Consider the following 12922-nt stretch of genomic DNA (forward strand, 5'->3'; position numbering starts at 1 on the left):
CCGGCCAGTGCCCCAAACGTCCCGTACACCGGACCTGTCCCGAACGATGCCGGACAGGCTGATCGCCCGTTGTCGCCGCCTCGGCGGCCATACCGAATCATCGCCGGGCCGAAGCCGAATCGGCATAGGCGGCAGTGCGGCGCGCATTCCGGATCACCGCCACGTCGAGGCCGAATCGGCATAGGCGGCAGTGCGGCGCGCATTCCGGATCACCGCCAGGTCCAGGCCGAATCGGCATAGGCGGCGGTGCGGCGGGCGTTCCGGATCACCGCGAGGTCGACCATGCGGCCGCGGGCGTCGAGGCAGACGCCGCCGCCGGCCGCCTCGAAGCGGGCGATCAGGTCTCGGGCGGCGGCGATCTCCGAGTCGGCGGGGGTGAAGACCTCGTGGACGATCGGGATCTGGGCCGGATGGATGCACGCGCGACCCCGGAACCCCAGTCGCTTCAGCGCCTCGGTGGACCGCCGCAGCGCGTCCAGATCGCGGAAGTCCGTGGTGACCGCGGCGGCCGGCGGCTCGATCCCGGCGGCGGCCGAGGCCAGCACCACGGCGGACCGCGCGAAGAGCAGTTCCCGCTCGTCCTCACCGGGGCTCACGCCCAGCTCAGCCGCGAGATCGGCTTCGCCGATCTGCATCCGGTTCACCCGGGGCGCGGCGGCGATCCCGGCTGCGGCAAGGATGGCCTGCGGGGTTTCCAGCAACGGTACGACCCCCACCCCGCCCGCCGGATCCAGCTCGTCCAACAGCCGGCCCAGCGCCGTGACCTGCTCGAGCGAAGCCTTCGCCACCACCAGCCCACGCACCACCGCGCCGGCGGGGAGACGCCCGGACCCGGCGCCATCGGGCTCGCGGGCCAGCAGGGCCTGGGTGTCGTCGAGGCCGGCCGGGCCCGCGTTCACCCGGACCCACACCGGGGCGCCGGGTGGCAGGGTGCGCAACCACTCGGCGACGGCCGCGCGGGCCGCGGCTTTCTCGGTCGGCGGGACCGCGTCCTCCAGGTCCACGATCAGCGCGTCCGCGCCCCGGCCCAGCGCCGAGGCCAGCATCGACGGGCGGTTCCCCGGCACGTAGAGAAATGACCTCATCCGATCGACGCCTTGCCGGCCAGGAGGGCGCGGGCGATGACCACGCGCTGGATGTCGTTGGTGCCCTCGCCGATCATCATCAGCGGGGCGTCCCGGTAGAGGCGTTCGACGACGAACTCCTTCGAGTAGCCGTACCCGCCGTGGATCTGCATCGCGTTCAGGGCGCAACTGACCGCCGCCTCCGAGGCGAACGCCTTGGCCATACCGGCCTCCATGTCCACCCGGTGGCCGCCGTCGGAGCGGGCCGCGGCCCAGTAGACCAGCAGCCGCGCGGCCTGGACCTGGGACGCCATCTCGGCGAGCTTGAGCTGGACGGCCTGGAACTCCCCGATCGGCTGGCCGAACGCGTGCCGCGACCGGGCATACCGCAACGCCTCGTCGTAGGCCGCCTGGGCGATCCCGAGCGCGCGGGCCGCGACGTTGATCCGGCCCGTCTCCAGGCCGGACAGGACCTGCTGCATGCCGCGCCCCTCGACGCCGCCGAGCAGCTGAGCCGCCGGGACGCGGACGTCCTCCAGGAGCACCTCGCACGACTCGGTGCCCTTGTAGCCGAGTTTCGGCAGGTCCCGCTCCACGGTGAAGCCGGGCGTGCCGGCCTCGACCAGGAGCACCGACATGCCCCGGTGCGCGGGGTCCGCGGACGGATCGGTCTTGCACAGCACCGGGAGCGGATCGGCGTGCCGGGCGTTGGTGATCCAGGTCTTGCGCCCGTTGAGCACGTAGTGGTCGCCGTCGCGGACCGCGGTCGTGCCGATGCCCTGCAGGTCCGTCCCGGCGTCCGGCTCGGTCAGGGCGATGCCGGTGCGGCGCTTACCGGTGGCCAGGTCCGGCAGGTACCGCGACTTCTGCTCGTCGGTGCCGTGCCGGGCGAGCAGCCAGCAGGACAGCGAGTGGCTGCCGAGGATGCCGGCGATGCCCATCCAGCCCTTGGCGATCTCCTCGAAGACCAGCGCGAAGCTGATCATGTCGGCGCCCAGTCCGCCGTACTCCTCGGGCACCGTGAGACCGAAAAGGCCCATCTCCCGCATGGTCTCGACGATCTCGGTCGGATAGCGGCCGGCGGCCTCCCACTCGGTGGCGACCGGGCGGATCTCCCGATCCACGAAGTCGCGCAGCACGTCGCGGAACATCCGCTGCTCGTCGCTGAGCTCGAAGTCCATCATTCGCTCCTGCGGGTTCGCGGGACATGGTGGCCGGGAATCCAGACCGGCAGCGGGTCCCGGGGGACGAACCGCACCGGCTGGTCGCAGCGGGGCTCGGGGTTGTCGGCCAGGTGGCCGAGCACGACCGGGCCCTCGACGAGCCGGACCCGGGCGACGATGTACGGCGTCTCCGCCCGGTGCACGACCGTGAAGCTGTCCACGTGGCCGTTCCCGGAGGTGACCGTGTCCGCCAGGAGCTCGGCGTCGCCGCAGGTCAGGCAGATCGGCCGCGCCGGGTGCTGCAGGCGCCGGCAGCGCCGGCACTGCTGAACGACGTGCATTCCCGGTCCACCCGGCTGAACGTCGCCCGTCACCGGTCCACCCGGTGGAACGTCGTGCGCCACCGGTCCACCCCACTGGACGTCGCGCGTCACCGGTCCACCCCGCTGGACGTCGCCCGCCGCCGATCCACCCCGCTGGACGTCGTGCGTCATCGGTCCACCCCCAGGATCACGGTCGCGTGGCTGGAGAGGATGCCGCCGGTGCCGTGGACCAGGGCGGTGGCCGCGGATGGGACCTGGCGCTCGCCGCACTCGCCGCGCAGCTGCCGCACCGCCTCGACCAGCAGCAGCACCCCGAGCTGGCCGGGGTGGCAGTACGCCAGCCCGCCCCCGCCCGTGTTGTGCGCGACGGTCGCGCCCAGCCCCTCGCCCGGCGCCGCGAACCCGAGCTGCTCCAGCCCGAGCGGCACCGAGATCGTGAATGAGTCGTAGAGCTGCACCACGTCGATGTCGGCCGGCGCGAGCCCCGCCCGTGCGAACGCGCGCTGTCCGGAATCGATCGCACCGGTCCGCAGCAGGTCGGGGGCGCCGAACATCGACGAGTGGGTCAACGCCTCGCCGTATCCCAGCACGGCCACGGGCGGGCGTGGCAGGTCCCGCGCCCGGTCGAGCGAGGTCATCACGATGGCCCCGCCGCCGTCGGTGACCAGGCAACAGTCCAGCGCGCCGAGCGGCGACGAGATCATCTCGGCGGTGCGGACGTCGTCGACGGTGAGCGGGCCCTTGCCGTACGTCCAAGCCTGGGGATTGCGCAGTGCCCGCGCCCGCGCCGCAACCGCGACCCCGGCAAGGTCTTCCCTGGTCAGGCCGTGCACGTGCAGGTACCGCTGGGCGACCATGGCGTAGTACGAGATCGGGTACAGCGGGTGGAACGGCTCCTCGCCCAGGGCCTCGGGCGTGCCCTCGGCATAGGTCGCGGTCAGGCTGCGGCTGCGGGCGGAGCGCTGATTGCTCGCGTACGAGATGACGACCGTCCCGCACTGACCGGCGGCGATCGCCTGCGCCGCGCGGGCCACGTACATCTCGAAGACCGCGCCGCCCTCGAACGTCGAGTCGCACCAGGTCGGCTGGATCCCCAGGTATTCGGCCAGCTGGGTGGCGGAGAACCGGGAGATGCCGTTGGTCGCGATCCCGTCCACGTCCGCGAGCGTCAGCCCGGCGTCGGCCAGCGCCCTGGACACCGCCTGCGTCTGCAGCTCCAGAACCGTCTTCCGGGTCTTGCCGAGATCACACTCCGCCGCCCCGGCGATCGCCACCCTCATGACGGCTCCGGTGGCTTTAGCGTCGCCGAGGCCGGCGCGACCGCGACCCGACCGTCCTCGACCACCTCGACACGCAGGTCGACATGGAGGAGACCGCCCGTCTCGGCGGCGACCGAGCCGACGCAGCGGATCGTCTCCCCGGCGAAGACCAGGCTCTTGAACCGGAACGTCAACTCGGAGATCACCGCGCCCGGGAACCACTCGGCCAGCGCCATCGCCAGGTAGGCCCCGAACACCTGGCCGTCGACGACCGGCTTGGTCAGCCCGCGCCCGGCCAGATAGTCCGCGTCGTAGTGCAGCCGGTGCCAGTCCCAGGTCGCCCCGGCGTAGGCGACCATGTCCGGCAGCTCGATCGTCCGCTCACGCTGATACATAGATCAGGGTCTCCTCGTTCACGGCGAGCAACCGTCGCTCCTGGTCGGTGTACTCGGCGATCGAGGTGACCACGAGCATCCGCTTCCCACCCCCGGTGACCCGCTCGGTGATGTCGTCGAGCCGCCACCTCGCGGTGATCACCGTGGTCGGCTCGACCGGCCGCACGAACCGGTACGAGTTGCCCCCGCGCACCAGCCGCGTGCCCGGCACGGAGAGGCGCCAGCCGTGCCCGGCGTAGCCGTCCGCGTCCCGGGGCAGTCCCGTGTACTGATTGGTCTCGCAGATCATCGTCGGCGGCGCGACGTCCCCGGCGAGGTGCGCCGGATCGGTGTCGCCGGTGGCCAGGGCGAAGTAGCGGATCGACGCGCGGCCCAGCGGCTCCGGCGCGGTGTAGGTGACCTCCTCGCCGATCCGGGCGGCGAGCTCCGGCGTCAGCAGGCTCATCGGAGCACCGCCGTCGGCACGGTCTCGATCAGGAACTCCGGCCGCAGCAGCGCGGAGCAGACCACGGCGTCGACCACCGCGTTCGGGAAGTGCTGTTTCCGCAGCACCACGGTCGCCGGATAGTCCGCGACGGCGGCGGGCGTCACGAACTCCACCAGGTGGGTGACGTGCTCGCCGGTCGCCCCGGCCTCGGCCAGGACGGTCTCGACGCTGCGGTAGACATATGCCGCCTGCGCCGCGAGGTCGCCGGCGTGCAGGGCCTGCTGGCTGACCGGGTCGAGGGCGCCGAAGCCGGCCAGGAAGATCCGGCCCCCGCCCCGGACCGCGGGCTTGTAGGTGAGCGTGTCGTACCTCGCCCACCCCGGGTTGAGCACCTGCAACCCGCCGTCGAAGGCCAGCGCGTCCAGGGACACCAGGGCGCCCGGCGCGACCGGGACGTCGACCAGGATGCCGGCGGCGCCGGGATGGACCGGCCCGGTGCCCAGCACCTCTTTCCGCGGCCGGCCGCACTGCGGATACTCCGCCCGGGTCGCGGTCGTGGTGTAGTCCACGGTCCGGACCAGCGATCCGGTGCCCAGCCCGGCGACGGCGAGCAGCGCGGCGATCCGGTCCAGGCACCATCGATACTGCTCCCGGAAATCGCCCTCGGCGGTGTGCACGCTCGGCAGGTGGACCACCCCGCCGGCGACCCGGAGCACGTCGTCCCCGTCGGTCAGCATCTCGCCACCGCCCGCGTGCGCGGTGACGCCGAGCGCGTAGGAAGCGGTGGAGATCAGTGCGTCCGGCCCGAGGACGGCCTCGACCGGGACACGCGAGACCGGCACCGGGTGACCCCCGAGCGCCGCCACGCGGGCGCGGTCCAGAGCAGCCGGATCGCCGAGCGCGGCGGCCGTCGCGTATTCGGTCACGTGCACCACGTCGACAGTGGTCAGACCGGCGGCGGCGAGCGCGGACGCGAGCTGCGCGTAACCGGGCACGGCCGGCAGGTGGACGGTCATTGCAGGCACCCTTCGATCGCATCGAGCAGGTCGGCCGCGCTCGCCCCGGAGTCGATCGCGGCGAGCACCTCGCCCGCCCCCGAACCGAGGTTGGCGATGGCCTTGGCACGAATATCCCGCTCCGGCGCGGCGTCCACACCGGCCGAAAGAAGGGGGTACCCGGCCGGAAGAACGGAGCGGAGAGCTCGGGGAATCGGGAAGATGGACTGGCGCCCGGAGGCAACGACGATGCCGGGAGCAGACGCGGCCGGCCCGTCACCCGCACCGGTCCGCACCACGATCCGGCCGGCCAGGGCGAGCACGTCCGGCCGGTCCAGCCGCTCGAACGTGTCCAAACCGACCTGGCCGTCCACGATCGCCGACGCCACACACCAGTACACGCTGAACTTCGCCTCGTAAGAGCTGCGCGGCCGCCGTTTGTCGGCGCCCGCGATGATCGGAATGGAGTCCGGATGCAACGTCACCGTCACCCTCTCCGGCAGGCTTCCGTTCCCCGCGAAAGCCCTGGCCGCCTCGATGGACGTGTGGGCGAGCTGGCACGCCGGAAACAGCTTCACCGCGATCCGGGTCGTCTCCCACCGCTCACCGAGCTCGCCCAGCAGCACCGGCAGGTCCGGTTCGCGGCCGGCCAGCGCGCGGAACAATCCGAACGGTCCGTCGAGGGCGCCGGCCGGCCCGGTGGCACCGGCCGCGGCGAGCCGGGCGGCGAGAATGCCGTTCGCCACCGCCGTTCCCGGGTGCAGCTGCTTGGTGCTCGCCGGGCCGTGCAGGAATTCGAGCAGCCCGCTCGCGCCACTCGCCGCGATCCCGATCGCGTGCGCCATCTCCGTGCTCGACAGCCCGAGCAGGCGGCCGGCGGTGACGGCCGCGGCCACCGGCCCGCACATCGAGGTGGCATGCAGCCCGCGCGCGTGAAACCCGTGCGGCGCCGCCGCCCCGAGCCGGCAGACCACCTCAAGACCCGCGACCAGCGCGGCGATCAGCTCACTGCCGCGACTTCCGGTCTGCTCCGCGAGGGCCAGAGCCGGGGGTACGACCACCGCGCTCGCGTGGACCAGCCCGCCCGGATGGGTGTCGTCGTAATCGAGGGCGTGCACCGCGACCGCGTTACCGAACCCGGCGGCGACCGCGCCCACCCGTTCCCCGGTGAACAGGCGCGCCTCGGGCGGCCCGCCGAGTCCCGCCGCCACCGTGAGCGCCGGGCCCACGGCCTCCCGCCGGATCCCGGCGACCGCACACCCCACCGCGTCGGCGAGATGCCGCCGAGCCGCTGCGACGACCGGCTCCGGCAGCGCCGCGAATTCCAGCCCCACCGCCCACCGGGCCAGCACCAGCGCCGCCGGCTCAGTCACTCCGCCACCTCGCCACCCGGTTCCGGCGGCACCGCCGCGCCGGCTCCACGAAGTCCGCCGGCCTGCTGCGCGCCCTCGACACCCGGCCCCGGGGTGCTGGGCCGGTCAGGGCCGCGGGGGTGAAGGCGGTTCGGGATCGCCTCGCCACCCGGCTCCGGGACCGGCTCGCCAGCCGGCTCTGGCGTGGCCTCGCCAGCCGGTTCCGGGGGCGGCTCGCCAGCCGGCTCCGGCGTGGCCTCGCCAGCCGGTTCCGGGGGCGGCTCGGCACTCCGGTCCGGGGCGCCGAAGGCGCCTGACTTGCGAAGCACGGCCAGTTGTTCGGCCGAGTAGCCGAGCAGGTCGGCGACGTAGTCCAGGTCCTCGCCCCGGCGTGGGGCCCGGCGGTAGGCCGGCGCCTGGTCGCCTACCCGGACCGGTGAGGCGACCTGGCGGAGCGTCCCGTAGTGCGGGTGTTCCGTCTCCACGACCAGGCCGCGGGCGATGGTGTGCGGGTCCCGCAACGCCGCGGCCACGTCGTTGACCGGGCCGCACGGCACGCCCGCCGGTTCGAGGCGGGCCAGCCAGTCCGCGACGGCACGGGTTTTGAAGATCGATTCGAGTAGGGAAAGGAGGTCACCGGCATGGGTACGACGGTCGGCGAACGTGGCGAAGCGGGGGTCCAGCAGGGCCGGGTCGTCGAGCACCGCGACCAGACGCTGCCAGAACTTCTCCTTGGCGCAGCCGACCACGATCCACCCGTCGGCGGCCGGGAAGAGCTGGAACGGCACCAGCGACGGGTGCGCGGAATGTCTCGTCCGGGCCGGCTCGAAACCGGCGTTGAGATGCCAGGCCGCGGGGTAGGTGAGCATCCCGATCGCGGTGTCGAACAGGCTCAGGTCGCAGTCCATGCCGTAACCGTCGCGCCGGGCCGCGTGCACCCCGGCGAGCAGCGAGATCGCCGCGACGAAGCCTCCGGAGTAGTCCACGATCGACAGTCCGGACTTGGTGGGCGGGCCGCCGGGCTCGCCGGTCAGGTCCATCCAGCCGGCCAGGCCCTGCAGGATGTAGTCGTACCCGGGTTGGCGGGCGCGCGGCCCGGTCATCCCGAAACCGGTCAGCGAGCAGCAGACGATGCTCGGGTTGACCTGCTTGAGCTGCTGATACGTGATCCCCATCTTGGCCGGGACGTCGCCGCGCAGATTGGACCAGACGGCGTCGGAGTGGCGTACCAGATCCTCGAAGACCTCGCGGCCGGCGGCGCTGGCGAGATCCAGCGACAGCGAGCGTTTGCCGCGGTTGAAGGTCTCGAAGAAGAGCGAGTCCTCGCCGTGCTGGTAGGGCGGCACGTAACGGCCGACGTCGCCGCCGGTGGCCGGTTCCTCGATCTTGATGACGTCGGCGCCGAGGTCGGCCAGGTGCACCGAGCCGAACGGGCCGGCGCCGTACTGCTCGACGGCGATGATCCGGATGTCCTCCAACGGCCTCATGTGACGTCTCCCAGCAGTTCGAGCAGGCTTTTCTGGGCGGCCCGGGTCTCCTCGGCCGGCAGACCGTAGGAGGGCGGGGAGAGTTTGAGCGCATCCGCTTTGCCGGAGAAATCAGACAACCGGGCCGCGCACCGGGCCGGCGTGCCGGCGATCGTGTAGTGGTCGATCATCTCGTCCGGGACCAGGTCGCCGAGATCGTCGGCGGCCCGGCCGGCTCGCAGGGCCGCGACCGCGGCGTCGGCCACGGCGCCGAACCCGGCGCGGGCGAAGCCGCCGGCGTAAGACTTGACCGAGGCGTAGAAGCCGACGACGTTCGCCGCCCGGCGGCGGGCGACGGCCGGATCCGGATCGACCGAGCAGCAGGCCGCGGCGACCACGTCGAAGCCGGGGCGGCGCAGGGGCGGGATCTCGCCGGGCGGGCACAGTTCGTGCGCGATCCAGCCGTCCGCGACCTCGCCGGCCAGGGCGATCATCGCCGGGCCGACGCCGGCCAGGTAGATCGGGAGGTACGGGCGAGTCGGTGGGTACGGGCGGCGCCAGCCGCGCACCCGGATTGATCGGACGCCTTTGTGGAGGATCGGGTCACCGCCGGCCAGGACGGCGCGGACGATCGCCACGGTGTCGCGCAGCCGCGGGACCGGGCGTTCGAACGGGACGCCGTGCCAGTCCTCGTTGAGCCGCGCCACGCCGGTGCCGAGACCGAGGCGGAACCGTCCGCTGGAGAGCTCGTCCAGGTCGGCGGCGGCGAGCGCGGTCAGCATCGGACTGCGCGCGAAGGCCAGCGCGATCCCGGTCGCCACTCCGGCCGTGGACGTCGCGGTGGCCAGCGCCGCCGCCGTCACGAACGCGCTGCGGTGCAGTTCCGGCGCCCAGACCACGCCCGCGCCGGCGTCCTCGGCGTCCTTCGCGGCAACGAGCAGCTCGGCCATCGTCTCGCCCCACGGCTGCACATCGAGGCGAATCACGCGACCACCGACGGCCGCACGCCGGGACTGAGCGCAGCAAGCCGCTGCCGCGCGCCAGGACCGAGCGGGGCGAACTGGTGGCGCACGCCGCGGCCAGGCGGAGTGGCGCGGCGGCGAGCGACTGGGCTGGGCGGAGTGGCGCGGCGGCGAGCGACTGAGTTGGGCGGAGTCGGGCGGCGGCGAGCGACGGGGCCGAGCCGGGCGAACCAGTGGTGGTGGCGGGGGTTGGGGGTGGTCATGGGGTGGCCGGGCCGTGGCCGCGTTTGTACACCAGCATTGCGCGGGTCCAGGTGATCACGTCGACGCTGTCCTGGTTAAAGCCGGTCGTGAACACCTTGACGATGCCGGCGTACGGGCGGGACTTCGACTCCCGCAGCTCCAGCACGGTCGACCGGGCATAGATGGTGTCGCCGACGAAGACCGGGCTGGGCATCCGGATCTGTTCCCAGCCCAGGTTGGCGAAGGCGTGCTGGCTGACGTCGGGCACCGACAACCCGGTCACGATGGCGACCGTGAGAGTCGAGTTGACCAGGAGTTTCTTGTACGGCGTCCCGGCCGCGTAGTCCGCGTTGAAGTGTGACTGATTGGTGTTCAGCGTCAGCAGCGTGAACCACGTGTTGTCGGCCTCGGAGATGGTGCGGCCGAGCGGGTGGCGGTACGTGTCACCGACGGTGAAGTCTTCGTAATAACGGCCGAGCATGCCGCGAAGCTAGCACTTGTTTCGCACAGCGGAAAGATGTTTCCATCTAGCGATGCTGGCTGCGTTCCTCTTCCTGCACATCGTGCTCATGGTCTTCTGGCTCGGCGGCGACCTCGGCGTCTTCTACTCCAGCCGGTATGTGATCAACCCGTCCCTCACGCCCGCGGCGCGCCTGACCGCCCTGAAGATCATGTCCGGTTTGGATCTGGGCCCGAAGATCTGCCTGATCCTCTTCCTGCCCAGCGGCCTGACGCTGATCTCGCTCGACGAGCACGGCGGCTCGCTCCTCGGCATCAAGCTGTTGCCGTGGTGGCTGCTCGTGCCGGTCTGGATCGGCGCGCTCGTCTGGCTGCGCCTGATGCATCTCGATCATCACGAGCCCGGAAGACACCCGCTGGTCCGGCGGATCGACTGGACGATCCGGATCACGGTGATCGCCGGGATGACGGCGACCGGCGTGTACACCCTGGTCGCCGCGCACCCGTTCGGCGTCGACACCAACCCGAAGTGGCTGGGCGGGAAAGTGCTGCTCTACTCGCTCGCCATCGCGGCGGGCCTGGGCATCCGGCGGACGCTGCGCCCGTTCGGCCCGGCCTTCGGCGCGATCATGGCCGGGAACTCCGACGACACGACCGAGGCAGCGGTCCAGAGCAGCGTGAACGGCTGCCTCCCGTACGTATGGCTGATTTGGATCTCGGTTTTGATCGCCGGTCTTCTCGGCGTCGCCAAGCCGTTCGCCAACCTCTGAGCAAGCGGGAAAACCCCGACGAGCAAAACCGAAATAAGCAAAACCGCAGGCCTACGGTACGTAACCAAGCTGCGCGCTGATCCGACCGGCGCACCCGAGCAGGTCGGCGATGACTGTCGCGTCCGCGTCCGGTTTGAAGCGCAGCGCCGGCCCGGCCACGCTGATCACGGCGACCACCCGGCCGTCATGGTCGAACACCGGGGCGGCGATCGACGCGGCGCCGGCCTGCCGCTCCCCGTTCGAGGTGGAGTAGCCGCGTTTCCGTACCGAAGCAAGGTCTTTGCGCAGTTTGACCGGATCAGTAATGGTCTTGTCGGTCACGGCCGCGAGCGGGTGCCGGGTCAGGTAGGTCTCCAGCTCGAACTCGGGCAGGAACGCCAGGAACGCCTTGGACGAGGCGCCGGCGTTCAGCGCGAACGGGATGCCGAGGCTGACCTCGAGGCGCAGCTCCTGGTCGGGGACGACCTGGTCGACGTAGAGCCGGGTGTCGCCGCGGCGCAGCGAGAGGGTCGCGGTCTCGCTGGTGCGCTCGGAGAGGAACTTGAGCTCCGGCGCGGCCATCGCGCGCACGTCGGTGCGGGCCAGGTAGGCGCGACCGAGCGCGACGGCGGCGTGGCCGAGCGCGTACCGCCGGGTGGACGGGTCGACGGTGATCAGCTCGCGGCTGCGCAGCGCGGTGAGGATGCGGTGCACGGCGGCCTTGGTCAGGCCGAGCGCGGTGGCGATCTCGGTCACCCCGAGGTCGGGCTGCTCGGCGCGGCCGAAGTAGAGCAGCACGTCCATGGCCCGCTCGACCGCGGCGATCGACCGGGACTGCCCCTCGTCCTCGGAGGCCGGCGAGGTGGCCGGCGAGGCGGCCGGCGCGGTGCCCGGCGCGGCGGCGGGTGCGGACGGGGACGTCGAAGCGGTTCGGCCTGGCATCGCGAAACTCCCCCGGAACAGGAACGGAACAAACCTTGCCGAAGCCTAGCCTGCCATTTCGCACCGCGAAACGCTGTACCGATCCGGCGTTGACAGACCCCCGGCCACCTCGTTACCTTCGCGGTAACGCTGTTTCCCAAGGCGAAACGGCCAGACCTGAAAGCGGAGTGCGACAGGTGCCGGTCGACAGCACGACGTTCCGATCCGTGCTCGGTCAGTGGCCGAGCGGCGTGTGCGTGGTGACCACGATCGGTCCCCACGGGGTGCACGGCATGACCGCCAGTTCATTCTCCTCGGTCAGCCTCGATCCGCCGATGGTCTCCGTCTGCCTCGGCAATCACCTGCCCAGTCACGCCCTGCTCGGCGCGGCCGGCAAGTTCGCGATCAGCTTCCTCGGCAAGGACCAGGCGCACATCGGGCGCCGCTTCGCCGGCCAGGAGCGCGACATCACCGACCGGTTCGCCGGGCTGGACTGGGTCACCACGCCGAACGGCTGCCCGGTGCTCGCCGACGCGGTCGCGTGGCTGGACTGCCGGATCGCGCACGCGTACCCGGGCGGCGACCACACCATCTTCGTCGGCGAGGTGACCGAGGCCGCCACGCCGCGGTTGATCTCCCCGTTGCTGTTCCACTCGCGCAGCTGGGTCCAGCTCGCCGACCCGCTGCCGGCGACCATCCACGTGTCCGAGGCTCCGGCGGGCGCGCACCTCGTGCCGGACGCGTTCGACCCGGCCCGGGAGGACGAGGTGCTCGACACCATCGGCCGGCTCGCGGCGCTGGGCGCGGAGGAGATCGTCTGCGCCGAGTCGGCGACCACGCCGGCCTCGCCGTTGCAGGTGCGCCGGGTGCTGCAGGACGCGGTGGTCCGGGCCCGGCCGGCCACTCTCCGGGTGCGTCTCGCCGACCACCGGCTCGCCCTGGTGAACGCCCTGGTGGCGATGAAGAGCGGGGTCGCGCACTTCGACCTGACCAGCACCGGGCTGCCCCTCGACGACCTGCTGCACCTGGCCCACCAGCTGGACGTGGGCCACCGCCGCGACGACCTCACGCAACCCCGAACCGACCTCGCGCAGCCGAAAGCCGCGCAGCCGAGAACCGATCTCGCCCAGCTCAGGGAGTGACA

General features: G+C 72.1%; 14 protein-coding genes. 2 read left to right on the forward strand and 12 right to left on the reverse strand.

Translation table 11 applies throughout. The features are described 5' to 3' along the window. Positions 1-209: 209 nt before the first annotated feature. From L3i22_RS39230 to L3i22_RS39280, 11 genes are all read right to left on the reverse strand, one after another. Positions 210-1085 (reverse strand): CoA ester lyase, encoded by an 876-nt coding sequence (locus L3i22_RS39230; protein ID WP_221322518.1) that lies wholly within the window; start codon positions 1083-1085, stop codon positions 210-212. Next, a complete protein-coding gene (locus L3i22_RS39235; RefSeq protein WP_255657512.1) occupies positions 1082-2245 on the reverse strand; it encodes an acyl-CoA dehydrogenase family protein in 1164 nt (387 codons plus the stop codon). The genes L3i22_RS39230 and L3i22_RS39235 overlap by 4 nt, the downstream gene beginning before the upstream one ends. Next, positions 2245-2721, reverse strand: a complete 477-nt coding sequence (locus L3i22_RS39240) for a Zn-ribbon domain-containing OB-fold protein (RefSeq protein ID WP_221322520.1) — start codon at positions 2719-2721, stop codon at positions 2245-2247. The genes L3i22_RS39235 and L3i22_RS39240 overlap by 1 nt, the downstream gene beginning before the upstream one ends. Beyond that, positions 2718-3830 (reverse strand): thiolase, encoded by a 1113-nt coding sequence (locus L3i22_RS39245; protein ID WP_221322521.1) that lies wholly within the window; start codon positions 3828-3830, stop codon positions 2718-2720. Before L3i22_RS39245 ends, L3i22_RS39240 begins: the two co-directional genes overlap by 4 nt. Continuing rightward, entirely contained in the window at positions 3827-4204 is a 378-nt protein-coding gene (locus L3i22_RS39250; RefSeq protein ID WP_221322522.1) for a MaoC family dehydratase, read from the reverse strand. The genes L3i22_RS39245 and L3i22_RS39250 overlap by 4 nt, the downstream gene beginning before the upstream one ends. Beyond that, on the reverse strand, positions 4191-4649 hold the full coding sequence (locus tag L3i22_RS39255; RefSeq protein WP_221322523.1) for a MaoC family dehydratase N-terminal domain-containing protein: 459 nt from the start codon (positions 4647-4649) through the stop codon (positions 4191-4193). The genes L3i22_RS39250 and L3i22_RS39255 overlap by 14 nt, the downstream gene beginning before the upstream one ends. Next, on the reverse strand, positions 4646-5647 hold the full coding sequence (locus L3i22_RS39260) for a RidA family protein (protein WP_221322524.1): 1002 nt from the start codon (positions 5645-5647) through the stop codon (positions 4646-4648). Before L3i22_RS39260 ends, L3i22_RS39255 begins: the two co-directional genes overlap by 4 nt. Beyond that, the gene (locus L3i22_RS39265) at positions 5644-6999 is read right to left on the reverse strand and encodes an MmgE/PrpD family protein (protein ID WP_221322525.1); all 1356 of its coding nucleotides are present in this window, start codon (positions 6997-6999) and stop codon (positions 5644-5646) included. Before L3i22_RS39265 ends, L3i22_RS39260 begins: the two co-directional genes overlap by 4 nt. Continuing rightward, positions 6996-8465 (reverse strand): CaiB/BaiF CoA-transferase family protein, encoded by a 1470-nt coding sequence (locus tag L3i22_RS39270; protein WP_255657513.1) that lies wholly within the window; start codon positions 8463-8465, stop codon positions 6996-6998. Before L3i22_RS39270 ends, L3i22_RS39265 begins: the two co-directional genes overlap by 4 nt. Further along, positions 8462-9430 carry an LLM class flavin-dependent oxidoreductase gene (locus L3i22_RS39275; protein ID WP_255657514.1) on the reverse strand — a complete coding sequence of 323 codons (969 nt, stop codon included), beginning with the start codon at positions 9428-9430 and terminating at the stop codon, positions 8462-8464. The genes L3i22_RS39270 and L3i22_RS39275 overlap by 4 nt, the downstream gene beginning before the upstream one ends. Before the next feature lie 235 nt (positions 9431-9665). Continuing rightward, a complete protein-coding gene (locus L3i22_RS39280) occupies positions 9666-10130 on the reverse strand; it encodes a MaoC family dehydratase (RefSeq protein WP_221322526.1) in 465 nt (154 codons plus the stop codon). A 52-nt stretch (positions 10131-10182) separates the two neighbouring features. Here L3i22_RS39280 and L3i22_RS39285 point away from each other — a divergent pair, with 52 nt between their 5' ends. Beyond that, positions 10183-10878 carry a hypothetical protein gene (locus tag L3i22_RS39285; protein WP_221322527.1) on the forward strand — a complete coding sequence of 232 codons (696 nt, stop codon included), beginning with the start codon at positions 10183-10185 and terminating at the stop codon, positions 10876-10878. A gap of 51 nt (positions 10879-10929) precedes the next feature. Here the strand turns inward: L3i22_RS39285 and L3i22_RS39290 are convergent, their stop codons facing one another. Beyond that, positions 10930-11799 (reverse strand): IclR family transcriptional regulator, encoded by an 870-nt coding sequence (locus L3i22_RS39290; protein WP_221322528.1) that lies wholly within the window; start codon positions 11797-11799, stop codon positions 10930-10932. Between the two features lie 206 nt (positions 11800-12005). Between L3i22_RS39290 and L3i22_RS39295 the strand changes: the two genes are divergently transcribed. Beyond that, positions 12006-12920, forward strand: coding sequence for a flavin reductase (locus tag L3i22_RS39295; protein ID WP_255658749.1), 915 nt, complete (start codon positions 12006-12008; stop codon positions 12918-12920). Positions 12921-12922: the final 2 nt, after the last annotated feature.

The sequence above is a fragment of the Actinoplanes sp. L3-i22 genome (assembly GCF_019704555.1).
GTDB lineage: Bacteria > Actinomycetota > Actinomycetes > Mycobacteriales > Micromonosporaceae > Actinoplanes.

Bases quoted from the DNA above. Each gene is read 5' to 3' on its own strand.
- L3i22_RS39240 (WP_221322520.1), bottom strand. From the start codon at position 2,721: ATGACGCACGACGTCCAGCGGGGTGGATCGGCGGCGGGCGACGTCCAG.
- L3i22_RS39285 (WP_221322527.1), top strand. From the start codon at position 10,183: ATGCTGGCTGCGTTCCTCTTCCTGCACATCGTGCTCATGGTCTTCTGG.
- L3i22_RS39260 (WP_221322524.1), bottom strand. From the start codon at position 5,647: ATGACCGTCCACCTGCCGGCCGTGCCCGGTTACGCGCAGCTCGCGTCC.
- L3i22_RS39270 (WP_255657513.1), bottom strand. From the start codon at position 8,465: ATGAGGCCGTTGGAGGACATCCGGATCATCGCCGTCGAGCAGTACGGC.
- L3i22_RS39280 (WP_221322526.1), bottom strand. From the start codon at position 10,130: ATGCTCGGCCGTTATTACGAAGACTTCACCGTCGGTGACACGTACCGC.
- L3i22_RS39230 (WP_221322518.1), bottom strand. From the start codon at position 1,085: ATGAGGTCATTTCTCTACGTGCCGGGGAACCGCCCGTCGATGCTGGCC.
- L3i22_RS39245 (WP_221322521.1), bottom strand. From the start codon at position 3,830: ATGAGGGTGGCGATCGCCGGGGCGGCGGAGTGTGATCTCGGCAAGACC.
- L3i22_RS39290 (WP_221322528.1), bottom strand. From the start codon at position 11,799: ATGCCAGGCCGAACCGCTTCGACGTCCCCGTCCGCACCCGCCGCCGCG.
- L3i22_RS39250 (WP_221322522.1), bottom strand. From the start codon at position 4,204: ATGTATCAGCGTGAGCGGACGATCGAGCTGCCGGACATGGTCGCCTAC.
- L3i22_RS39255 (WP_221322523.1), bottom strand. From the start codon at position 4,649: ATGAGCCTGCTGACGCCGGAGCTCGCCGCCCGGATCGGCGAGGAGGTC.
- L3i22_RS39235 (WP_255657512.1), bottom strand. From the start codon at position 2,245: ATGGACTTCGAGCTCAGCGACGAGCAGCGGATGTTCCGCGACGTGCTG.